Annotated in this window: 23 protein-coding genes; 15 read left to right on the top strand and 8 right to left on the bottom strand. The window is 57.9% G+C overall.

Features of this window, described 5'->3' with window-relative positions; genetic code table 11:
- The first annotated feature begins 66 nt into the window (after nt 1–66).
- Genes rph through EP166_RS16270 form a run of 3 tightly spaced genes read left to right on the top strand, consistent with a single transcriptional unit; the run spans nt 67 to nt 2,486 of the window.
- Nucleotides 67–789: a ribonuclease PH gene (gene rph / locus EP166_RS16280; protein ID WP_127559028.1), complete on the top strand. Its 723-nt coding sequence runs from the start codon at nt 67–69 to the stop codon at nt 787–789.
- A 3-nt stretch (nt 790–792) separates the two neighbouring features.
- Nucleotides 793–1,656 (top strand): YicC/YloC family endoribonuclease, encoded by an 864-nt coding sequence (locus EP166_RS16275; protein WP_127559026.1) that lies wholly within the window; start codon nt 793–795, stop codon nt 1,654–1,656.
- Nucleotides 1,653–2,486 carry a substrate-binding periplasmic protein gene (locus EP166_RS16270; RefSeq protein WP_127559024.1) on the top strand — a complete coding sequence of 278 codons (834 nt, stop codon included), beginning with the start codon at nt 1,653–1,655 and terminating at the stop codon, nt 2,484–2,486. The genes EP166_RS16275 and EP166_RS16270 overlap by 4 nt, the downstream gene beginning before the upstream one ends.
- A gap of 30 nt (nt 2,487–2,516) precedes the next feature.
- Here EP166_RS16270 and EP166_RS16265 read toward each other — a convergent pair whose 3' ends face one another.
- Nucleotides 2,517–3,107: a uracil-DNA glycosylase family protein gene (locus EP166_RS16265; protein WP_127559022.1), complete on the bottom strand. Its 591-nt coding sequence runs from the start codon at nt 3,105–3,107 to the stop codon at nt 2,517–2,519.
- A gap of 109 nt (nt 3,108–3,216) precedes the next feature.
- On the opposite strand from EP166_RS16265, the gene EP166_RS16260 reads away from it, so the two are divergent.
- Nucleotides 3,217–3,744 carry a lipocalin family protein gene (locus tag EP166_RS16260; protein WP_127559020.1) on the top strand — a complete coding sequence of 176 codons (528 nt, stop codon included), beginning with the start codon at nt 3,217–3,219 and terminating at the stop codon, nt 3,742–3,744.
- Between the two features lie 11 nt (nt 3,745–3,755).
- Here EP166_RS16260 and EP166_RS16255 read toward each other — a convergent pair whose 3' ends face one another.
- Complete coding sequence (locus EP166_RS16255; RefSeq protein ID WP_127559018.1) at nt 3,756–4,778, bottom strand: CNNM domain-containing protein; 1,023 nt, start codon at nt 4,776–4,778, stop codon at nt 3,756–3,758.
- 280 nt (nt 4,779–5,058) lie between these two features.
- On the opposite strand from EP166_RS16255, the gene gmk reads away from it, so the two are divergent.
- Nucleotides 5,059–5,718 carry a guanylate kinase gene (gene gmk, locus EP166_RS16250; protein WP_127559016.1) on the top strand — a complete coding sequence of 220 codons (660 nt, stop codon included), beginning with the start codon at nt 5,059–5,061 and terminating at the stop codon, nt 5,716–5,718.
- A 16-nt stretch (nt 5,719–5,734) separates the two neighbouring features.
- Here the strand turns inward: gmk and EP166_RS16245 are convergent, their stop codons facing one another.
- From EP166_RS16245 to EP166_RS16230, 4 genes are read right to left on the bottom strand one after another with little or no spacing between them, the layout of a single operon-like run.
- Nucleotides 5,735–6,493 carry an iron ABC transporter ATP-binding protein gene (locus tag EP166_RS16245; RefSeq protein WP_127559014.1) on the bottom strand — a complete coding sequence of 253 codons (759 nt, stop codon included), beginning with the start codon at nt 6,491–6,493 and terminating at the stop codon, nt 5,735–5,737.
- Nucleotides 6,490–7,494: an iron chelate uptake ABC transporter family permease subunit gene (locus tag EP166_RS16240; protein ID WP_220432607.1), complete on the bottom strand. Its 1,005-nt coding sequence runs from the start codon at nt 7,492–7,494 to the stop codon at nt 6,490–6,492. The genes EP166_RS16245 and EP166_RS16240 overlap by 4 nt, the downstream gene beginning before the upstream one ends.
- The gene (locus EP166_RS16235; protein WP_127559011.1) at nt 7,487–8,470 is read right to left on the bottom strand and encodes an ABC transporter permease; all 984 of its coding nucleotides are present in this window, start codon (nt 8,468–8,470) and stop codon (nt 7,487–7,489) included. The genes EP166_RS16240 and EP166_RS16235 overlap by 8 nt, the downstream gene beginning before the upstream one ends.
- Before the next feature lie 15 nt (nt 8,471–8,485).
- On the bottom strand, nt 8,486–9,397 hold the full coding sequence (locus EP166_RS16230; protein ID WP_127559009.1) for a siderophore ABC transporter substrate-binding protein: 912 nt from the start codon (nt 9,395–9,397) through the stop codon (nt 8,486–8,488).
- 184 nt (nt 9,398–9,581) lie between these two features.
- Between EP166_RS16230 and rpoZ the strand changes: the two genes are divergently transcribed.
- The 7 genes from rpoZ (at nt 9,582) to EP166_RS16195 (ending at nt 16,685) form a co-directional block, all read left to right on the top strand.
- Nucleotides 9,582–9,791 (top strand): DNA-directed RNA polymerase subunit omega, encoded by a 210-nt coding sequence (rpoZ, locus tag EP166_RS16225; RefSeq protein ID WP_028670271.1) that lies wholly within the window; start codon nt 9,582–9,584, stop codon nt 9,789–9,791.
- Nucleotides 9,792–9,947: 156 nt separating this feature from the next.
- The gene (spoT, locus tag EP166_RS16220; RefSeq protein ID WP_127559535.1) at nt 9,948–12,062 is read left to right on the top strand and encodes a bifunctional GTP diphosphokinase/guanosine-3',5'-bis pyrophosphate 3'-pyrophosphohydrolase; all 2,115 of its coding nucleotides are present in this window, start codon (nt 9,948–9,950) and stop codon (nt 12,060–12,062) included.
- Nucleotides 12,063–12,568: 506 nt separating this feature from the next.
- Complete coding sequence (gene speE / locus EP166_RS16215) at nt 12,569–13,432, top strand: polyamine aminopropyltransferase (protein ID WP_220432606.1); 864 nt, start codon at nt 12,569–12,571, stop codon at nt 13,430–13,432.
- Nucleotides 13,433–13,450: 18 nt separating this feature from the next.
- Complete coding sequence (locus EP166_RS16210) at nt 13,451–14,329, top strand: endonuclease/exonuclease/phosphatase family protein (protein ID WP_127559007.1); 879 nt, start codon at nt 13,451–13,453, stop codon at nt 14,327–14,329.
- Nucleotides 14,330–14,419: 90 nt separating this feature from the next.
- Complete coding sequence (locus EP166_RS16205; protein ID WP_127559005.1) at nt 14,420–14,929, top strand: disulfide bond formation protein B; 510 nt, start codon at nt 14,420–14,422, stop codon at nt 14,927–14,929.
- A 228-nt stretch (nt 14,930–15,157) separates the two neighbouring features.
- Complete coding sequence (locus tag EP166_RS16200) at nt 15,158–15,826, top strand: flagellar brake protein (protein WP_127559003.1); 669 nt, start codon at nt 15,158–15,160, stop codon at nt 15,824–15,826.
- Nucleotides 15,810–16,685, top strand: a complete 876-nt coding sequence (locus tag EP166_RS16195; RefSeq protein ID WP_127559001.1) for a pirin family protein — start codon at nt 15,810–15,812, stop codon at nt 16,683–16,685. Before EP166_RS16200 ends, EP166_RS16195 begins: the two co-directional genes overlap by 17 nt.
- Nucleotides 16,686–16,697: 12 nt before the next feature.
- Here the strand turns inward: EP166_RS16195 and EP166_RS16190 are convergent, their stop codons facing one another.
- Nucleotides 16,698–17,825: a GGDEF domain-containing protein gene (locus tag EP166_RS16190; protein ID WP_164743983.1), complete on the bottom strand. Its 1,128-nt coding sequence runs from the start codon at nt 17,823–17,825 to the stop codon at nt 16,698–16,700.
- A 227-nt stretch (nt 17,826–18,052) separates the two neighbouring features.
- Here EP166_RS16190 and EP166_RS16185 point away from each other — a divergent pair, with 227 nt between their 5' ends.
- Both EP166_RS16185 and EP166_RS16180 read left to right on the top strand, forming a co-directional pair.
- Nucleotides 18,053–19,288 (top strand): hypothetical protein, encoded by a 1,236-nt coding sequence (locus EP166_RS16185; protein ID WP_127558997.1) that lies wholly within the window; start codon nt 18,053–18,055, stop codon nt 19,286–19,288.
- 296 nt (nt 19,289–19,584) lie between these two features.
- A complete protein-coding gene (locus tag EP166_RS16180; RefSeq protein ID WP_127558996.1) occupies nt 19,585–20,142 on the top strand; it encodes a GNAT family N-acetyltransferase in 558 nt (185 codons plus the stop codon).
- A 15-nt stretch (nt 20,143–20,157) separates the two neighbouring features.
- Here EP166_RS16180 and EP166_RS16175 read toward each other — a convergent pair whose 3' ends face one another.
- Entirely contained in the window at nt 20,158–20,709 is a 552-nt protein-coding gene (locus EP166_RS16175; RefSeq protein ID WP_246026327.1) for a MarR family winged helix-turn-helix transcriptional regulator, read from the bottom strand.
- A 239-nt stretch (nt 20,710–20,948) separates the two neighbouring features.
- Here EP166_RS16175 and ectA point away from each other — a divergent pair, with 239 nt between their 5' ends.
- The gene (gene ectA, locus EP166_RS16170) at nt 20,949–21,434 is read left to right on the top strand and encodes a diaminobutyrate acetyltransferase (protein WP_127558994.1); all 486 of its coding nucleotides are present in this window, start codon (nt 20,949–20,951) and stop codon (nt 21,432–21,434) included.
- The last annotated feature ends 86 nt before the right edge of the window (nt 21,435–21,520 follow it).

Here is a 21,520-nt window from a genome sequence, read left to right as displayed (position 1 = left end):
CGGTGTGCACAGGCGAGCCCGACCTCTATACTGTCGGGTTCATCAATCAGTGAAAGGCTTTACCCTATGCGCCCAAGCGGTCGTACACCGGATCAACTTCGCCCCGTCAGCATTCAACGCGGTTTCACCAAGCATGCCGAAGGCTCGGTACTGGTCAGTTTTGGGGATACCCAGGTCATCGTGACCGCCAGCGTTGACACCAGCGTGCCGCGTTTTCTGAAGGGCAAGGGCCAGGGTTGGGTAACCGCCGAATACGGCATGCTGCCGCGCGCCACCGGCTCCCGGAACCAGCGCGAAGCCGCGCGTGGCAAGCAGGGCGGCCGCACCGTGGAAATCGGCCGGTTAATCGGTCGGTCGTTGCGCGCTGCGGTCGATATGACGGCACTTGGCGAACACAGCATCACTCTTGACTGCGATGTGATTCAGGCCGATGGCGGCACCCGCACGGCCGCCATTACCGGTGCCTTTGTGGCCCTGACCGATGCCGTCAATCACATGCTGGCCAACGGCATGATCAAGACCAACCCGATCCGTCACCCCATCGCCGCCGTTTCGGTCGGCATCTGGCAGAACACCCCGGTGCTGGATCTGGACTACGCTGAAGACAGCACCTGCGATACCGATTTGAACGTCATCATGACCGGCGACGGTGGCTTCATCGAAATACAGGGCACCGCCGAAGGCGAGCCGTTCCAACCCGACGAACTGAACGCCATGCTGGCCCTGGCCCGCAAAGGCGTTGCCGAACTCTGCGACCTGCAGCGTGCGGCGCTGAACCCGGAGGCCTGAGCCATGACCGACAGCATGACCGCCTTCGCCCGGCGCGAAGAAGACACCGCCTTCGGTACCCTGTCGGTCGAAATTCGTTCGGTGAATCACCGCTACCTTGAACCGACCTTTCGCCAGCCAGACACCCTGAAGCCGGTGGAAATGCCTCTGCGTGAGGCGCTGAAAAAGCAGGTCAAACGCGGCAAGGTCGACGTTCAGTTACGGTTTTATCCGAACCAGGCCAGTGCCGGGCTGGACGTCAACGTCGAACGATTGCAAGCCCTGAACGCAGCGCTTCACAAAGTACGCGATAACGTTGCCGACAGTCCGATGCCGGATGCGCTCGCGCTGTTGCAGTACCCCGGCATTCTCGCCGAGGAAGCGGTGGATATGGAGGCCGTGTTCAGCAGTATGCGTTCTCTGTTTGACGCCGCCCTCACCGATTTTATGGCTCACCGGCGCCGTGAAGGCCAGGAGCTGGGCAAGATGATCAGTGACCGGCTCGATGAGATCGACGCCATTGTCGAGGTGCTGCGCGAGGAAATGCCGGGCTGGGTGGCCAGTTTCCGGGATTCCCTGAGAGCCAAAGCGGTTCAGTTGCAAGTTGACCTCGAGCCGGACCGGCTGGAGCAGGAGGTCGTGATTCTCGCCCAGAAAGCCGACGTAGCAGAAGAACTGGATCGCCTCGTGACTCATACCCGAGAAGTTCGGCACATTCTCAGCCAGAAAGGGTCTATTGGGCGGCGGCTCGATTTTCTGATGCAGGAGTTCAACCGCGAAGCCAACACGTTGGGCTCCAAAGCCACCAACAGCCGGGTGACACAAGCCTCAGTGGACCTGAAAGTGTTGATCGAACAAATGCGCGAGCAGGTGCAAAATATCGAATGAAACGCCCAGAGCCCAGTTCAACCAAGGCCCCCGAAGTGCCGGTGCTACGACGGATCGATCGTTGTCGCAAAGCGTTGGTTTGGCCCTGTTTTGTACTGTGCCTGGGGCTAACAGGCTTGCAGGCAACGGCGCAGGACTGGGTGATGGGGTTTGCGGAAGATGAGGCACCGGTCAGTGACGGAGGGCCGGGCAAGGCACAAGGCATCATTCCCGACTTGACGGCTGAACTGTTCGACCGCTTACCAGACGACTCGGTGACGATGACCGCAGGGCCCTGGGTGCGGATGCAACGCGCGGTAGAAACGGGCCAAATCGACGGGTTTGTGACCTACCCTTCCAGTGATCGTAAGACGTATGCGCTGTTCAGCAATACCCCCCTGTTTCATATGGACTTTGGCTTCCTGATCTACCGCCGTGATCACCCGCAGCGCCAACGCATCGAGCAAGCTCGCAGTTTTGAAGACTTACAAGGGCTCACGTTTATCGGACAGCAGGGTGCTGAGTGGGAACGGGATAATATTCCGGCGACCCTGGACACCCTTTTGTTGGGCCATACCGATACCATGATGCACATGCTGGTGCGACGCCAAGCGGGTGATTTTATGGTCATGCCAGCTGAACAGGCGGTACACATCGCCAAAGAGTTGGGCTATCAAGATCATATTGCGTTTGAACCGGTCCGTTTCATACCTAATGCCAGTATTCCATTTCACGTTGGTATTCACTCAGGCCACCCTGACGCAATCGAGATGCTGACGCGCATTGACACCGTGCTCGACTCGTTGGAATTCAGTCAGGCAGTTGACCGGATTCTGGCCAGCTATCGCTAACCACACCCGACTGATGCAAAAGCCGCCGTATCAGATCGACACCAAGCGTTGTATCTGCGCCTGCAGTGTGGGCAGAACCTGCTCCTCAAACCACGGATTATGTTTGAACCAGGCCTGATTTCTCGGGCTGGGGTGCGGCAGTGGCAGGTAAAGGGGCCAGACATCCTCCCATTGTCGAACCGCCTCCGTAACCGTGCTGCGCTGATACTGTGGCAAGTGATACGCCAGCGCATAGCGGCCAAGCACCAGGGTCAGTTGGATGTTGGGCAGGGCTTCTAACAGTGACGCATGCCATTGTTCCGCGCATTCCGGCCGAGGTGGCGCATCACCGCCGCTTGCCTTACCGGGGTAGCAAAACCCCATGGGTACAATGGCAAAGTGGGCAGGGTTGTAAAACGTAGCCCGATCTACGCCCAGCCAACGGCGTAACCGGTCGCCACTGGCATCATCAAAGGGCACGCCGCTGTCGTGAGCGCGACGTCCGGGCGCCTGGCCGGCGATCAGAATGGTGGCACAGGGGTCGGCCTGGAGGATGGGCTTGGGGGCCTGGGGCAAGTTTTTCGCGCAGGTCTGGCAGGCGAGAATACGTTGCATCAGTGCGGAGAACCCTGAATCTGCCATGCTATGGAACCTGTTTGATTTGAAAGCCGTTAGTAAAGGTCTGTCCAGCTCATCGAAGTAGCTCGTAGGACACTCAATTTATGTTAATGAAATCCAAGGACGCAACCTCATGAAGCCATTAATACTGCTTATAACGCTACTGCTGTTACTAACAGGCTGCACCGGCCTCCCTAAAGGCATCGAACCGGTCACCGGGTTTGAACAGGAGCGTTTTCTAGGCACCTGGTACGAAATCGCCCGGCTGGACCACCGGTTTGAGCGAGGCCTGAGCCAGGTAACCGCCGAGTACAGCCTGAATGATGACGGCAGCATCCGCGTTCTCAATCGTGGCTACAACGAAGCCAAGGGTGAATGGCAGGAGGCCGAAGGCCGGGCGGTGTTTGTAGGTGACAGCGACGTGGGCCACTTGAAAGTATCCTTCTTCGGGCCTTTCTACAGCTCCTATGTGGTGTTTGATCTGGACAAAGATAACTACTCCCGGGCTTATATAACCGGGCACAACCGCGACTACTTATGGCTGCTGTCCAGAACGCCCAACATCAGTGACCGGGCAATGGATCAGTTCAAAGCGCGAGTCGAATCCGATGGGTTTGAGCTCGATGAGATAATTGTGGTGGACCAGTCAAGGAACGACTGATCCAGCCAAGGTCAGCTCTCCGACAGGTCTTTCAGCCGGTGCTTCCAGCGGCGCCGGGCCAGGCGGCGCATGTCGGGGATGTTGTCGGTTTCGTCGATGATCGACTGGCCGATGATGGTTTCGAGAATGTCTTCCAGCGTCACCAGGCCCAGCCAGGTGCCGTATTCGTCGTATACCAGGCACATGTGCTGACGCTCTTCCATCAGCCGGGCCATGAGTTTTTCGGCCGATAGCTGATCGGACACCACGCTGATGGGTTTCATCACGTCGGCGACGGTGGTCTTGCCGTTCAAATCGAGTACGTCGTGGCGGAAGACGATGCCCAGTGGCTCTTCGGCTTTGTCGAGCACCGGGTAGCGGGAAAACTGGCCGGTTTTCACCCGTTCGGCGAAGGTTTCGACGGTCTCGTCCGGTCGCACGGTCACGCAGACTGACCGGGGGGTCAGTATCTGCCGTACTTTCATGTCGTGCAGATCCAGAATGTTTGATATCACCCGTTGCTCGTCGGCATCCAGGGCTTTGTGTTCACGGCCGAGGGCCGCCAGTGCCTTGATTTCCTGGCGGACGTTGCTTTCGAACTGGCCGGTGCCGAACAGTTTCATCACCTGGTCTGAAAGCCAGATAAAGGGTTTGAATACCAGAATCAGCATTCGCAGGGTAAACGGCAAGTAAGGCGCCAGCGCCGGCCAGTAACGGGCACCTACGGTTTTTGGAATGATTTCAGACAACAGCAGAATCAGCAGGGTCATGATCGCGGAGGCGACGGCAAGGTAACCGTCGCCAAAGACCACAGCCACCTGGGCGCCGACGCCGGTGGCGCCGACGGTATGTGCAACGGTATTCAGGGTCAGAATGGCGGCCAGTGGCTGGTCGATGTGCTCTTTCAGCTGACGCAGCTTCTGGTGAAGCTCGGGGCGTTCGCCCTTCTGGTGTGCGATGTAGCTCGGGGTGATCGACAGCAGCGCCGCTTCCAGAATCGAACAGATAAAGGAGACGGCAATGGACAGCACGGCAAACGCGATCAGCAGGCTCATGAGTTGCTGGTATAACCTCTATAGCTGGGATGTCGACAGTGTATGGCAGGCCTGACTGCCGGGCTATATCGATGCCAGACAGCAGTCTCATCACAAGCGGGTGACTCCCGCTGCAGGCCTTGGCCGGTCCGGCTTTCAGTCAGTGGTAAATCCTGTGTAAGTGAGTATCAGAGCCTCTCAGGATCAGTGGCTACGGAATCAACCATGCTGACTGGCTGAAAACCCCCTATAATAGGTCTCCTTATTCCCACTCCCGGCTTCGATAAGGCAGACGCACCCAATGACCTCACTTTCCCCAACCTCTGGCACCGGCAAACGTACGGTGGCACCCGGCACCTTGTATATGATTTCGGCGCCATCGGGTGCAGGCAAGAGCAGCCTGGTGAATGCACTGATCAAGCGGTTGCCCTTTGTGTACCTGTCCATCTCGCACACCACACGGCCGATGCGACCGGGCGAGGAAGACGGCCAGCATTACCATTTCGTGTCGACGGAGACCTTTCTGGCGAGCGTAAACCGCAGTGAATTCCTGGAGCACGCCCAGGTGTTCGACAACTACTACGGCACCAGCCAGGTCTGGGTGCAGAGCCAGCTGGATCTGGGCCACGATGTGATACTGGAAATCGACTGGCAGGGCGCCCAGCAAATTCGCCGGCAGATGCCCGACACCAAGGGGATTTTTATTCTGCCGCCCTCGCGCGACGCCCTTCAGGAACGTCTGGAAAAACGCGCCCAGGACAGCGCCGACGTCATTGCCCGGCGCATGAAAGACGCCACCAGTGAGATGTCGCATTACCACGAGTACGACTTTGTCGTGGTCAATGACGACTTTTATAAGTCGCTGGATGAGCTCTGCGCCATCTTCATCGCCAACCGGATGACGCTGTCAAAACAGCAGCAGACCCACGGCGACCTGTTTATCGAATTGCTCAATCCCTGAGCTGATTAACAAGCGGTCACAGGTGATAAAACCCAACCGGCTTGTTCTGAATGCGCTGAATGCTCATCTCGATGCCGTACAGGTCACGCATGATGGCGGGTGTCATCAGTTCATCCGGGGTGCCCTGGTGGGCGATGCTGCCCTGGTCCATGGCGACGATCGTATCGGCGTAGCAGGAAGCGAAGTTGATGTCGTGCAACACCAGTACGATGTGTTTGCCGAGTTCGTCGGCCGCCCGGCGCAGCAGTTTCATGATGTCGACAGCGTGCTTCATGTCGAGGTTGTTCAGCGGCTCATCGAGCAGTAAGTAATCGGTGTTCTGACACAATACCATGGCGATGCAGGCCCGCTGACGCTGTCCCCCCGAGAGCTCATCCAGAAAGCGATGCTGCAAACTGTGCAGGTTCAGGTAGCCGAGAGCCTGGTTGATCTGGTTGGTGTCTTCATCGGTCAGTCGGCCCTGGCTGTAAGGGTAGCGGCCGAAGGCGACCAGTTCGAAGACGGTGAGGCGCAGGCTGATCGGGTTGTCCTGGCGCAAAATCGCCAGTTTGCGGGCGAGCAGTGCGTTGTCGGTGCTGTGGACATCCAGATTATCGATCAGCACCTGACCCGAATCGGGTTTTTGCAGTCGGCTCATGATGCCCAGTAGCGTTGATTTTCCGGCACCGTTTGGCCCGATCAGAGCGGTCACCCCTTCGTTAGGCAGGGTCAGACTCACCGATCTGAGTACCGGTGTGTCGCCATAGTGTTTGGTTACCGAAGTTACCTGAATCATCGTCGCCCCTGTTGGATCACCAGCCATAGAAAAAACAGCCCGCCGACAAACTCGACCACGATGCTCAGGCTGGTGCCAAAGTGAAGCAGGTGTTCGAGCACAGCTTGGCCACCGATCAGCGTCGCAACCGCCAGCAGGGTTGCCATGGGAAGAATGAACCGGTGCTGATGACTGCCGGCGATGGCGTACGCCAGGTTGGCCACCAGCAAACCGAAGAAAGTCACCGGCCCGACCAGGGCGGTCGATACTGAGACCAGCACGGCGATGGCGACCAGTAACTGCAGGGTCAGCCGTTTCTGGTTCAGCCCGAGATTGATGGCCGGAGCGTCGCCCAGCAGCAAGACATCGAGTTGAAAACGCTGTCGCCAAACCCAGGCCGAGATCACCGCGACCAAAAATGCAGCGATGCCGAGCAAGGGCGAGTCTATGCGGTTGAAGCTGGCGAACATTACATCCTGCAGTACGTCGAAATCAGCCGGGTCCATCATGCGGGTGATCAGGCTGTTCACGCTGCGAAACAGGGTGCCGAATATAATGCCCACCAGAATCAGCACATGCAGATCCCGCTTCTGGCGCAGAAACAGCCAGTAATAGAGCCCGCAGAGGGCCCCTGTCATCAGCATAACCTCGCACAGCCATTTGATGTGCGGGTTCAGCTGGCTATAGAACAACCGGCCCAGGGTCAGCAGCAATATCGATTGCAGCAGCATATAGAGCGCATCAAAACCCATGATGCCCGGGGTGAGGATGCGGTTGTGAGTCAGTGTCTGAAACAGTACGGTCGACAGCGCAATGGCGAAGCCGACCAGCGCCATCGCTGCCACTTTCTCGGCCCGAAACGGCAGTGTAAAAGCCCAGCCTGCCCGAACGTTCAGGGTCATGAAACCGAGCATGGCTATGGCAACAAACAGCACGGCCAGCACCAGGCGTTGCCCTGGGGTCACCCGTGGCCAAAAAGGCGAGGCTGCGGCGTCCATTCCAGACGTGTTCAGTTCAGACATAGGCTGGCCGGGTCCGTTTTAGCAGCAAATAGATAAAGAGCGCACTGCCCAGCACGCCCATGACCGTGCCGATAGGAATCTCATAGGGGTAGCGCAACAGACGGCCGAGCAGGTCGCAGACCAGCACCAGCACCGCGCCCAGCCAGGCCACCCAGGGAAGGCTGCGACGCAGGTTGTCGCCCATCATCAGGCTGACAACATTGGGCACGATCAGCCCGAGAAACGGAATAACACCGGCGGTGACGACGGTAACGGCGGAGATCAATGAAACGATGACCAGGCCCAGCAGCATGACACTGCGGTAACCCAGCCCCAGGTTCATGGCCAGGTTGCGGCCAAGGCCAATCAGGGTGAAGCGGTTGGCGGCCGCATAGGCGATGGCAGTCAGGGCTGCCGTCAGCCACAGCAGTTCGTAGCGCCCGCGCAGCACGGCGGAGAAATCGCCATTGCTCCAGTTTGCCAGCGATTGCATCAGGTTAAAGCGATAGGCGATGAACAGCGTCATCGAACCGATAACGCCGCCGAACATAATGCCCACCAACGGCACCATCACCATCGATCGCAGCGGAATGGCCCGCAACAGCGCCATAAACAGCAGGCTGCCACCGAGCGCGCACAAAGCAGCGACCAGCATTTTGGTGAAAACGCCCAGGCCCGGCGCGAACAAGGCCATCAGCAATAGGCCCAGGGTGGCCGCTTCCAGGGTGCCGGTGGTGCCGGGCTCGACAAAGCGGTTGCGCACCAGCATTTGCATGATCAGGCCTGACACCGCCAGCGACGTACCGCACAGCACCAGCGCCAGGGTGCGCGGCAGGCGACTGACCAGCAGAATCAGCCAGTCCTGATCCGACAGCGCCGCCCAGGACAAGTCAGCCACGCCCACCAGCAGGCTGGCCAGCATCAGCGCCAGTAATAACAACACCGCCAAAGGCGGTGCAATACGAGGTGCCGGAGACTCCTGAGAAGCTGTGGACATGGGGAGCGTTCGATGTCAGTTCGACAAGCCGGCGATCACTTCTTCAACCATCTGCTCGACAGCGGGCAGGCCCGACATCACGATGTACCAGTTCACCGAGTCCAGATAGACGATGCGGTCGTTCTGGTAAGCCCGGATGCGCTTGACCAGGTCGTTATCAAGCGTGGCGCGGGCGGCCTGGTTGGCCGGGTCGATGGCGCCGTCCCGGTCGATTACGAAGATCACCTCGGGGTCGGTTTCGAGCAGGTATTCGAAAGAGATCGGGTCGCCGTGGGTGGCTTCTTCCAGGTCGGTCACTGCTGAGTTCAACCCCAGGTCGTCGTGGATCCAGCCAAACCGTGAACCCGGGCCGTAAGCGGTCAGTTTGCCTCCGCTGGTCATGACGATCAGGCTGTCGCCGGCGTCGGCGGCCAGCGATCGGGCGTGTTCAATTCGGGTATCCAGAGCGCCAAGGCGTTGTTCCACCTCGTCGGTTTTGTTGAAAATGGCGGCCAGGTTGCGGGTTGTGGTGTTGAATTGCTCGAGAAAGCCTTCGCCCCATACGGTCATATCGATGGTGGGGGCCAGTTTGCTGAGGTCGTCATAGGCCGTAGACGACCGATTGGCCACAATGATCAGATCCGGTTGCAGTGAGGCGACGGTTTCAAAATCCGGTTCAAACAGGGAGCCGATGTTGGTGTAGGCGTCGTCCCGGTAGTGGCTCAGGCGAGGCGGTAGTGAGGCTTGCGGCATGCCGGCGACTTCGACGCCCAACGCATCCAGGGTATCGAGGCTGGCGATGTCAAAGGTCAGCACGGTGTCGAGTGGTTGTGAAAGAGTGGTTTCGCCCTGAGCGTGGCTGACGACGGTGTCGGCCTGAACCGGTGTAAGGGTGAAGAGGGCCGCCAGACTGAGTGGTGCGAGCAAGGTTCCCGGTGATAAACGCATGATAGATCCTTTTTATAAACGCTAATGACATTAATTATCAGTTAGGTTTATTATAAGGGTTGCGCCGGAACCGTCAACGACAGTGATCCCTGATCTGGCGCTGGGTCAACTGCCCCTTGAGCTTTTGCTCAATCCGCGTACAATCCCGCGTCCGTAATGGCTATATCACCCGTAGGAGACCTTGATGGCTCGAGTCACTGTTGAAGATTGCCTGGAAAATGTGGCAAATCGTTTTGAACTGATCATGGTCGCCAGCAAGCGTGCCCGCCAAATTGCCAACGATGGCGCTGAGCCCCTGGTACCGATCGAGAATGACAAACCGACGGTGATCGCGCTGCGTGAAATCGCTGGCAAAAAGATCACGCCGTCGATTCTCGACGAACTCGAAGAGTGATTAAGACACTCAATACAGTCGGCCTTCAGGGTCGATAGCAAAAAAACCGGGCTCTGACCCGGTTTTTTTATTGCTGTGTTTTGTGCTTTCATTACACTCGAACCAGCGGAGGCCTTTAAAACCGTGCCTCTATCACTGTTATTGGACGATCCTGCCTTGCCCACCGTCGACGCGCTGACCAAGCGGCTCGAATCTTACCTGGCACCGGAAAAGGTGCGCCGGGTGAAACGCGCTTATTATTACGCCGAGCAAGCCCACGAGGGGCAGATGCGGCGCAGTGGTGAGCGCTACATAACCCACCCGCTGGCGGTAGCGAACATCCTGTCTGAAATGCACATGGACCACCAAAGCCTGATGGCCGCCATGCTGCACGATGTGATTGAAGACACGGCGGTCTCAAAGGAAGCCCTGAGTGAGCAGTTTGGTCCGGGGGTGGCTGAACTGGTCGATGGGGTCTCCAAGCTGACGCATCTTGAATTCGAGACCAAAAAAGAAGAGCAGGCCGAGAACTTCCAGAAAATGGTATTGGCGATGTCGAAGGACATCCGCGTCATTCTGGTCAAACTGGCCGACCGGCTGCACAACATGCGCACTCTGGGCGCCATGCCGCCCGAGAAAAAACGCCGCAAGGCGCGCGAAACGCTCGATATCTATGCCCCCATCGCACTGCGCCTGGGCATCAACGACCTGCGTATCGAGCTGGAAAACCTGGCCTTTGAATCCCTGTATCCGTTGCGCTCCAAGCGCATAGCCAAGGCGATCCGGCAGAGCCGCGGGCACCGCAAGGAATTGCTGGTGCAGATCCGGCAGGCACTGCAAGAGCGCATCGATCACGAAGCGCTGTCCGTGCAGGTGGTTGGCCGGGAAAAGCATCTGTTCTCGATCTACAGCAAGATGCGCGATCAGCGCAAGACGCTGCAAGAAATTCTCGACGTTTACGGGTTTCGTATCATTACCGACTCGGTCGATGCCTGTTACCGGGTGCTGGGCATTGTGCACAATTTCTATAAACCGGTGCCGAACCGCTTTAAGGATTACATCGCCATTCCCAAGGCGAACGGCTACCAGAGTCTGCATACCACGCTGATCGGTATGAACGGGGTGCCGATTGAGATCCAGATCCGTACCCAGGAAATGGAAGACATGGCCAACCACGGCATCGCCGCGCACTGGCTGTATAAAAACGACGATTCGTCTGAATCGAGCCCGACCCATGCCCGTGCGCGCCGCTGGGTCAAAGGGTTGCTGGAAATGCAGGAGCGGGCCGGTAACCCGGTCGAGTTCATTGAAAACGTCAAAATCGACCTGTTTCCGGACGAAATCTACGTCTTTACCCCCAAAGGCAAGATTCTGGAAATGCCCAAGGGCGCCACAGCGGTCGATTTTGCCTATGCGGTGCACACCGACATTGGCAACAGCTGTGTCGGCTGCCTGATCAACCGCCAGATCGCACCGCTGAGCCAGCCGTTGGAAAGCGGCGATACCATTAAGGTCATCACGGCCCCCGGTGCCCGGCCCAACCCGGCCTGGGTGAATTTTGTGATTACCGCCAAGGCGCGCTCGAACATCCGCCATTTCCTGAAGAATCTGAAGCAAGCCGATTCGATTGCGCTGGGCCGCAAGCTGCTGAACAACGCCCTGAAGAATTTCGATACCGAGCTGGAGGCCTTGTCCGAGGAGACCCAGGCCACGCTGTTGCATGAATACAGCCTGGAGAAGATGGACAGCCTGCTTGAAGACATTGGCTTGGGCAACCGCGTCGCCTATGTGGTGGCGCGCCGCATGTTAAGCCGTGAAGCCCCGCTTGAAGGCAGCGACAGTCATGACAAGGCGATGACCGTGAAGGGGACCGAGGGCTTGTTGATCAGCTACGGCAAGTGCTGCCGGCCGATCCCCGGTGACCCCATTGTTGGGGTCATCAGCAAAGGCAAGGGCATGGTGATTCACGTCGACAGCTGTCGCAACATTGTCGACATGCGCAAAGACCCCGATCGCTGCGTGCACCTGCGCTGGGAAAAGTCGATGGAAGGCGAGTTTGTGGTCGACCTGCGGGTCGAGATGCGCAACGCCCGGGGCGTGCTGGCCAGTGTTGCCAACGCGGTCTCCCAGGCCGATGCCAACATCGAGAGCATTGAAATGCAGGAGCGCGATGCGACGATCAGCCGTTTGAACCTGACCGTATCAGTTGCCAGCCGCCAGCATCTGGCCCGGGTCATTCGCCGCCTGCACAGCCTCAAGCCGGTAGGTCGAATTGAGCGAGTACAAAGCTAATAATGCAAGTTTGGAGGTCGGGTTGGCTTTGGTGCCAGGAATCCGTGTCAGGCACCGGGTAAGCCTATCAGGGTGGTGCGACACATCGCTCGGCGTGGACCCATCCATGGGGCCTAGGCTTCGGCATCCATGCTTCAGACTTCCCCGGATAGGTATACCCGGCACCTGACACTTAATCGGTCGCCAACTCTGAATCCAGGGTTTTTCGTAGGCTAGCGACGGTTGCCAGGGGTGCTCATGAGGGGGTATCTGAGGCATGGACTAAAACGCCGGGAGCGTTTTAGCATGAGCGCAGCGAACCCGAAGGGTGAATCCCATGGATGGGATTCATATCCCGAAGTTAAGTCTACATGGATGTATTCACGACGCCCCCTCATGAGCACCCCTGGTAGCCGGCGCGGGTTCAATGCGCTGCAGCCCACTCGAACGCAATTTGCCCGGCAAAGCCGGGAAGTTTCTTCTATTCTCACCAACCTCAGGGTTGGCCATTGTTATCAGGAACACTCATGTCAGTAATGCCCGAAAACGAAAGCTGGTTCACCGAAGTCTGGTCACCGGAAGGCTCGGCCTTCTCATTGGAAGTGACTGCCAAATTACATGAAGAGCAAAGTGCTTTTCAGCACATTGAGATTTATCAGACCCGGCATTGGGGTAAGCTGATGGTGCTTGATGGCTGTTATATGGTGACCGACAAGGATAACTTCCTGTATCACGAGATGATGACGCACCCGGCGTTGTTTACGCATCCAGACCCGAAAAAGGTACTGGTGATTGGCGGTGGCGATTGCGGTACCTTGCGCGAAGTCTTGCGTCACCCCGGGCTGGAGCAAGTCTGGCAGGTGGAAATTGACGAGCGGGTGACCCGGTTGTCGGAAATTCATTTCCCCGAGTTGTGTGAAGCCAACGGCGACCCACGGGCCAGCCTATTGTTTGAAGATGGTATTGCCTGGATCAAGAACTGCCAGCCGGGCGAGCTGGATCTGATTATTGTTGATTCAACCGACCCGGTTGGACCGGCGGCTGGTTTGTTCAACCGGGAATTCTTTGGTCATTGCCTGCGCGCTCTGGGTGACGATGGTCTGTTGGTGCAGCAAAGTGAAAGCCCGCTGTTTCATACCGATAATCTGATCGCCGAAATGATTGGCGAGATGCGCGCAGCCGGGTTTGAATCGCACCATACCCTGCCCTTTCCCCAGCCGATTTATCCGTCGGGTTGGTGGAGCTGTACCCTGGCCAGCAAGGGCCTGACGGTGACCGACTTTCGGGAGCAGGCAGCCCGGGACAAGGCCTTTGAGACCCGGTATTACAACGCGGATATTCACCGGGGTGCGCTGGCCGTGCCTGAATTCATGAAGACTCTGTACCGATAAGGGGGGCGTGTTATCCGGATGTTTCAGGTTGAGCACTACCGCCGGGCTGTTAAGTTCATTCTGGCTTTGGGTCTGCTGCTGAGCTGGGCGTTGGCGGCACCGGCTGAAACCGTTCGGATTGCTTCCTTTAACATCCACTACACCACACCGAACCAGGACGACATTGTCTGGGAAGAGCGGCGCGATGCCGTGCGTCAGGTTATTGGTGACATGCAGGCTGACATCATCGCTTTTCAGGAGATGGAGACCTTTGTTGGCGGGCACTTCAACACTGAGAACAGTCAGCTCGATTGGGTTTTGGAGCACTACCCGGACTACAGTGTCGGTGCCTACGGCGATGCCGCCGAGTTCCCCATCACCCAGCCGATCCTGTTTCGCACCGACTCGTTTGAACTGCGTGACCAGGGCTGGTTTTTCTACTCCGAAACGCCCGACGAGATCTACAGCCGTACCTTTAACGACTCCTACCCGGCTTTTACTACCTGGGTGGACCTGTCACATCGCGACACTGGCGAGCGACTGGTGGTGGTCAACAATCACTTTGATTATGGCAGCGGTCGTAACCGGCGGCTGTCGGCGAGGCTGGTCGCCGAACGCATAGAGCCCTGGCTCGATGCCGGCGTGCCCACAGTGTTGCTGGGCGATTTCAATGCGCCGTCGTTCTGGCCGCCCATGGGGTTTCTGAAAAAGCAGGGGCTTGAGTTGTTGCGACCGGCGGGAAGCACCTTTCATCATAACCGGGGCTGGCATCTGATTCCGGCGATCGACCACATTTTGATCAACCCCGCCTTGAGCCCAGTCGACCGGTTGCAACGATTTGATGATGCCTATCAAGGCATTTACCCCAGCGATCATTACCCTGTGCTGGTGGAACTGTCATGGACCGGTAAACCGTGACCATCGAGACTCCCGATATCGCCTGAATTGCCGTTAGAATGGCCGGAGTATCTAACGGGCCATTCCGATTTTAATGACTAAGGATTTACGATGTTGAATCGATTGCACCGCCTGCTGCTGACCCCCTGGTACTGGCTGGCCATTGTGCTGGTAGGTCTGGGACTGGAAGGCGTTGCGCTGTTTTACCAGCATGTGCTCGATGAACCGCCCTGCGTCCTGTGCATTCATGCCCGGGTGTGGACGCTTGGCGGCATTATTGCTGGCAGTGTTGGCCTGGTGTTGTACCGGTTGTATTGGGGCCGGCTGATTGCCCAGCTGGGGGTTATCGTCTGCGTCGCTGGCCTGATGGAGCGCAGTTATCGCACGATGCAGGTTGAGCGTGGTACTTACGAAGGGGTGTGCAACTTCGATGCGGGTTTCCCCAGTTGGCTGCCCCTGGATGTCTGGTTTCCGAACGTGTTTGAAGTCTGGGCCATGTGTGGCTATTCGCCGAATTTCATTCTCGGCCTAACCATGGTCGAAGGCCTGACGTATGGCAGTGCTGTGTTGTTGGCCATTGCCCTGGCGGCATTTGTCCTGATGCTGCGCCGAAGCCACTAACTTTCCGTAACAGGAATGTTACGGCAAAACCGATGACCGCCTGGTTATCGGTTTTGGGAGAGAAGCAAAAATCACATTTTTTGATTCTCGTGTTCTTGAAAAAGGCAGGCCGCTTTTTTCAAGCACCTATAAAGAGGGGGCGCGAATGCGCCTCCGGCGACGCATGGGTATAGAGGTTGGCGCCAATAGTGTCTATTCTGTGCCAAGGCACATGGACTCTGAGCCCTCATGGCAGACAAACCCGAAACCAAGACCGCGACTTTCGAATCATTGCAGCTGTTACCCGGCCAACCACTGCAGCTGGAGATCGACGGCTATACTACCGAGCGCGACCGAAGCATTCTGGTCGGCTACCGGCCCGGTAAATCCGTCATTGTGACCACACCGCTGGCACACGGTCATCCGATTTCCGTCAAACTCGACACCAATCTGAACGTCCGTTTATTCGCCAACAAGATCAACGGCGCCTGCGCGTTTCGCACCCACGTCATTCATGTGTCGGTGTCGCCCTTCCCGCATTTGCACCTGGCGATGCCCAACCAGTTGTTCCTTGGCGAAGTGCGCAAGGCTGTGCGCGCCAAGGTTAGCGTGCATGCGACCCTGGTGTACCAGGGTGAGCGCAATAATTCAGAGATCATTGATCTCAGTACTGATGGCGGGCGACTGCGGGCCCGGGTTCAGGCGATCGATCCGGGTGAAGTGATCACCCTGATCACCAAGCTTAATTTGGGCTCGGTGGAGAAAGTGATGCGCTTGCAAGGCATCGTCCGCTCTTTCGTGCTCGACGGCGACAAAGGCACCAGCACCATTGGTTTGCAATGGCAAAAGCTCGAAGAAAACGACGCCATCGCCCTGCAAGCCTATGTATTGACGAGGCTTCATGACAACCCCCACTGAACCAACCCTATTGCGCCCGCGCGAGCAGGACCTGATGGGACTGCCCATTCGCCGGGTATTGCCCCAGTCGGCCGCGCGCCACTGCGGCCCCTTTGTGTTTTTGGATCACATGGGCCCGCACACTTTGCCCAAAGGCCAGGGCGTCGATGTCCCCCCTCATCCGCACATCGGTCTGGCGACGGTTACCTGGCTGTTTGCCGGCAAGATGGTGCACAAGGATTCTCTCGGCAGTGATCAGGTCATCGCCCCGGGGGATTTGAACTGGATGACCGCAGGCCATGGCATCGCGCACTCAGAACGCAGCCCGGAATCTGAACGGCAAATCGACAGCCCGATAGAGGGTCTGCAGTTCTGGGTCGCCCAGCCTGAAGCCACCGAAACCGGCACGCCCCGCTTCGAACATGTTGCAGGCAAAGACTTGCCCCACTGGCAGGAAGCCGGCGCCGACTGGGTGCTGGTGGCCGGTGAATGGCAAACACGGCGAGCACCGGCGGAGGTTGATTCACCCCTGGCGCTGCTCGACAGTCGCTGTCAGCAGGCAGGCCAGATCACACTGCAAAAGCCCTCGGAAACCTGGCAATGGGGGCTTTATTTACTGAACGGTGAACTCAGCGCCCAGCAGCAACCGATCGATAAATACCAGTTACTGGTAACCGGTGAATCGCTGACGATCACCTGGGAAGCCGGCGCGCACTTTGTGGTGTTCGGTGGCGAACCCCTGGGTCCGCGACGGATGGACTGGAATTTTGTGGCAACAAACACGGCGCTGATCGACGACGCCCGGCAGCGCTGGCAGAACCATCAGTTTGATCCGGTTCCTGGTGATGATGGGTACGTGCCCTATCCGTCCAAACAATAATGGCTTAAGACACTAACCCGCCCTGACGCAATTACGCCCCGCCTGTTTGGCTTTGTAGAGCGCTTTGTCCGCCCGCTGCAGTGCGGCGTCGGGTGAGGCGTCTGCTTTGGTGGCGTCGGTAACGCCGAACGACAGGGTGATACTGACCTGTTTGGCCGGGTTGGATTGGCCACGCTGTCGCTTGCCCTTGCGTACCGAGGCTGGCCGGCCGGGTTTGCGCACGGTCAGTGGGTAGGCCGCCACTCGTTCGCGCAGAGTGTCGAGTATCGGAGTGGCCTGGTCTGCGGTCATGCCTCTGAACACCAGGGTGAATTCTTCCCCGCCATAGCGGAACACTTTGACCGGCAAGCGGTGCTGCGACAGTACCCGCGCCACCAGCTTCAGTACCTGATCGCCTGTCTCGTGGCCCCAGGTGTCGTTAAATGACTTGAAATGGTCGACATCTCCCATTGCTATGGCGTAGTGCCGGCCCAGGGTGCGCTGCATCTGAGTCAGGGCCCGGCGGTTGGGAATGCCGGTCAGCGCATCGCGATAAGCGACCGAGTAGGCATCGGTCATCAGTAAGGCCGCAATGACCGCTGCCCAGCCGGCCCACACCAGGGGCGAACCCTCTGGCTGCAGGCTCAACCATAGTGTGAGCACCCAGCCCCCCAGTTGCCAGGGCCAACTGGCCCCCGGTGCCAGAAAATATCGGAACAAAATCGACAGCAGCGCCAGAAACGCCAGGCACAGTGTAAGTGCGGGTAAACCAACACCGGGCAGTGGGCTCAGCCCGGGGAGGTCGGGCGCCAGCAGGGCTGAAGGCAGCGGCAGGCCCGGGGCTCCGGCGACGGCGATGAGCACCAGCCCCGGCAGCCAGATCGTCGGGCGGCGCAAGGCATGGTCAGACCGCCACTGGGCGCTCAGCCAGCCCAGCCACAAAATCGCCATACTCCAGACAGGGTCCGGGGTGCTGGCCGATGCAGGATGCACAGCGAACAGAACCCAGCCTAATATCACCAGTAAAAACCAGTGCACCCGGTGAAACAAAAAGGCCAGCGCCATGACGGCCAGAAACAGGGCGTGAACACCGAGCTCTGGGCCCTCGGGCAGATGGCTGATCAGCAACTGGGAGTAGTGGAAAAGCGGACTGTCGGTCACGGCGTGCCAGGTGCTCGTTTGAATGGACCCGCTTAGGAAAACACAACGGCATCGCGCTGTCAGGTATTGGTTGATGCACCACCCAGGCGTTTGGCCCGGGCGTATGATCACTGTAAGGGAGAAGACAATCCCGAAGGTGCGCTTTACACTGAACCGGATGAGGTGTCCGTGATCAACCCGGCGCCCGTGAACCATGTCGGCAACGCCGGATTGCAGGGAGATTCAACATGAATCCGTTAAGCATTTTTCGACCAGGGCTGCTCAGTGCCGCCCTGATCTGTGTCACCCCGTTTGCGGCAGCCCAGGAGCCCGTTGCCGCTGACTGGCTCTATTTGACCGGAAATGGCAGCTGGGTAGCCCGTTCGGCCACCCTGCGACAGGCCGAAACACCGCTGCCGCTGCCGGTAGATCAGTTATCCGCCGGAACGTTCTGGTGGTCGGCGACCGATCCTGATCTGCAGGTATCCTGGCAGTCGACCGATGCCGTTTCGTGGGTCAACGAAGGCTCGCTGGTTCAGGTTGGCGACTGGCCCGGCTCCTGGACCGTTGTCAGCGTAACGGATGACGTGCTGATCCTATCGCAGGCCGGTGTGCGCCGCTCTTTGCCAAAGACCGCCTGGGATCGGCTAAGCTGGATTGTTGGCCAGAATCAGGAAGAGAGCTTGTCGTTGCGGGTGCATCAGCCAGACGATCGCACCAATGACCTGGCCTATGCCTGGTTTGATAACCGAGTGTCGGCTGAGGTTCGTTACAGCCTCGATCATCGCGCTGACAACCCGGTGCTGTTGCAGCAACTGGTGCTTCACAATGACGCCGATTACGACCTGAATGCACCGGGGTACAGCTATGCCCAGAGCAGCCAGCAACCGGTCACGATGATGGCAAGAAATGCCATGGCAGACTTAGAGTCGGCCGATGTAAGCCGTCCAAAGGCCGGTGACAGCAGTGGTCAGGCCACCCTGAGCTCGGACGAGCCCATCCGGATGCCGGCCAACAGCCATGCCTGGATTCCGGTTGAAGAAGTGGCGTTGGCCAGTGTTGATCATCAGTATCGGTTTAACTGGTCAACTCGCCAGCAAGGCAGTATGCCGGGCCAGTGGCACATGACCGTCAGCGCTGACGACGCCCTGCCCGCCATTGCCGGCCCTCTGCAGATTGCCGTCTGGGACCAACAGGTTGCCTTGCTTGAAACGCATTACCAGCCGGAACAGGAAAATCGGACGACCCTGTCGCTAGGGTCATCTGACATGGTGACGCTGGGCACCGAATCGTTAAGCGGGCAGCAATGGGAACTGGTGCTGACCAACCGCAACAGCCATGACGTCGAAGCCGTGCTGGATTTGTCTCACTGGGATCAGAATCGCAACGATCAGGCAGGCATCAGTTTGCCGGTGCCCGCCAACGACAGCGTGCGATTGCAGGTGCGTCTGAGCAGCACGCAGTTAACCGTTCGCCCGCAGTAAGCAGGCACGCATCGGTTTATGCCTGGCCTTGGCAGTTGAAGGCATGGTGGGTGTCGTACTGAAAAAGTGGGGCGGTGGGTACCACCGGCGTTAAGCCCGGCAGTAGCCAGCCCAACCGCCCTCATACAGGGGTAACCCCCCATCACAGGTGAAGCCCGGTTCAGTTCCGAAGCCTCACCGTTGAAAGTAGTTCAGCGCTGCGCAATTGGTAGCCCATCTTACAAAAATGCACAGGATGGAACGCAGCGTCACCGCAGTGGCACGATGCCGTCTTGTGCAGCAAGGGAGCCCTGGTCATGAAACTGGAGACCGAACGCTTTTGGTTGAACCGCTACAACCCTGAAACCGACTTGCTGGAACATCAGGCGATGTATCAGTCAGAGGCCGTGCGCCTGCCCCTGGGCTGGACCGACCCACCAGACCTGAGCCTGATGACCCGACTTTACGTCGATCGTGCTGAACGCTGGGAGGCTCATACTCCGGGCTCAGGTACCTTTACCATCCGCTGGAAAGACAGCGGTCGGCTCGCAGGCATCATCCTGCTCAAGGCGCTGCCCTTTGGCGACGACACTTTTTCGGAACATATCGAAATTGGCTGGCACCTGGCGGAGCCGGATTGGGGCAAGGGTGTGGCAACCGAAGCGGCCAGCAAGGTGATGTCGTATGGGTTCGAGCACCTGGATCTGACAGCGGTGTGGGCGATCGCAGCGACGGATAATTATCGCTCTCATCGGGTGATGGAGCGCATCGGGCTGCGTTTTACCGAAGAAACGGACCGGTACTACGGTGAAACCGGGGTACTGTACGGGTTGCTCCGGGAGGAGTACTTCAGCGCCAACAGCGAGCCCGTCTAACGAAACAGCAGGGGCTTAACGCCCCTGAGTGCCCGTCAGGTGATGGGTAACATCGCCGACATACAGCACAGGCGACGCGTCAATATTAGACGCCTGCATCAGCTCAGCCAGCTTTTGAACACTCGACAGCAGCATGGTTTGTTCCCACTCCGGCAACTGATCGAACTTCTCGACGAAGCTCTCCTGCAACGGACTGGGGGCGTCTTCCACGACTTTATTGCCTTCCTCGGTCAGTTGCGCGTGTACCCGGCGTCGATCGACTTCACTGCGTACCCGCCGCACCAGATTCCGCTTTTCCAGTCGATCCAGAATGGTCGTTACGGTGGCCTGGCTGAGGTTCACGTCCTTGGCGACGGTTCCTATGGTGACGTCGCCGAGTTTGCTGATGGCCATCAGTATCAGTAACTGGGGAGAGGTCAGCCCGCTGTGCTTGCTTAACTGCTTCGAATGAATGTCTGTAGCGCGAATAATTCGGCGCAATGACACCAGTACTTCATCCACTCGTTTCATTGTCTGGTCCTTTACCCACGGTGTTTGGTCGCCCATCAGGGCCAGATTATATCGCATGATAAAAGGTTCGTCCTCTAATGAAACAATTTCGAGACGCTATATAGATTAGCCTTTTTACCCATTCCATCACAAGTTAAATTTTAGAAAGCGAAAGGTTTCACAAAACGATGTTGCCATCATGCTTGATCTTTAGGGCAGTAACTGTGTTAAAATGATTCGCATACTAAAGATTAGATACATAATTAACGTTCAGCCCGGCCCGATCCAGGGTCGCCAAACGAGGTGAACAACTGACGATGAGCATCACATTGAGAACACCCCGGTCCGACGAAGGTCTGGCCGTTCACCGGCTGGTAGAGCAAAGCCCGCCGCTGGACACCAATTCGCTGTACTGCAACCTGTTGCAGACCACGCATTTCGGCGAAACCGCCGTGGCAGCGGAGCTGGACGGGGAACTGGTAGGGTTTGTTTCCGGCTATATAAAGCCGGGCAACCCGGATACCTACTTTTTGTGGCAGGTTGTGGTCGGTGAGGCAGCACGCGGCAAGGGTCTGGCCAAGAAAATGATCCAGCACCTGATGGCGCGCGACACAATGCACACCGTCAGCTGGCTCGAAACCACCATCACCCCGGACAACGAACCCTCTCAGCGGTTGTTTAAAGCGCTGGCCCGGGAGTGGGAAGCCGAGCTGGGTGTCAGTGTCCTGTTCGACAAAGACCAGCATTTTGGTGGCAAGCACGAATCCGAAGAGCTGTATCGCATTGGGCCCATCCGTCGCTGAGACACGTGGCCTGGTGCAGCTTTGAGAGCTTTATTGAAACGTTTAGTCAACTAACCCTTTTTTGAATTCACAGCATTGGAGACACA

It is taken from the genome of Saccharospirillum alexandrii (genome assembly GCF_004000275.1).
Classification (GTDB): Bacteria; Pseudomonadota; Gammaproteobacteria; order Pseudomonadales; family Natronospirillaceae; genus Saccharospirillum; species Saccharospirillum alexandrii.
The sequence above is the reverse complement of the archived record's forward strand: the minus strand, read 5'-3'. Positions and strand labels throughout refer to the sequence as shown.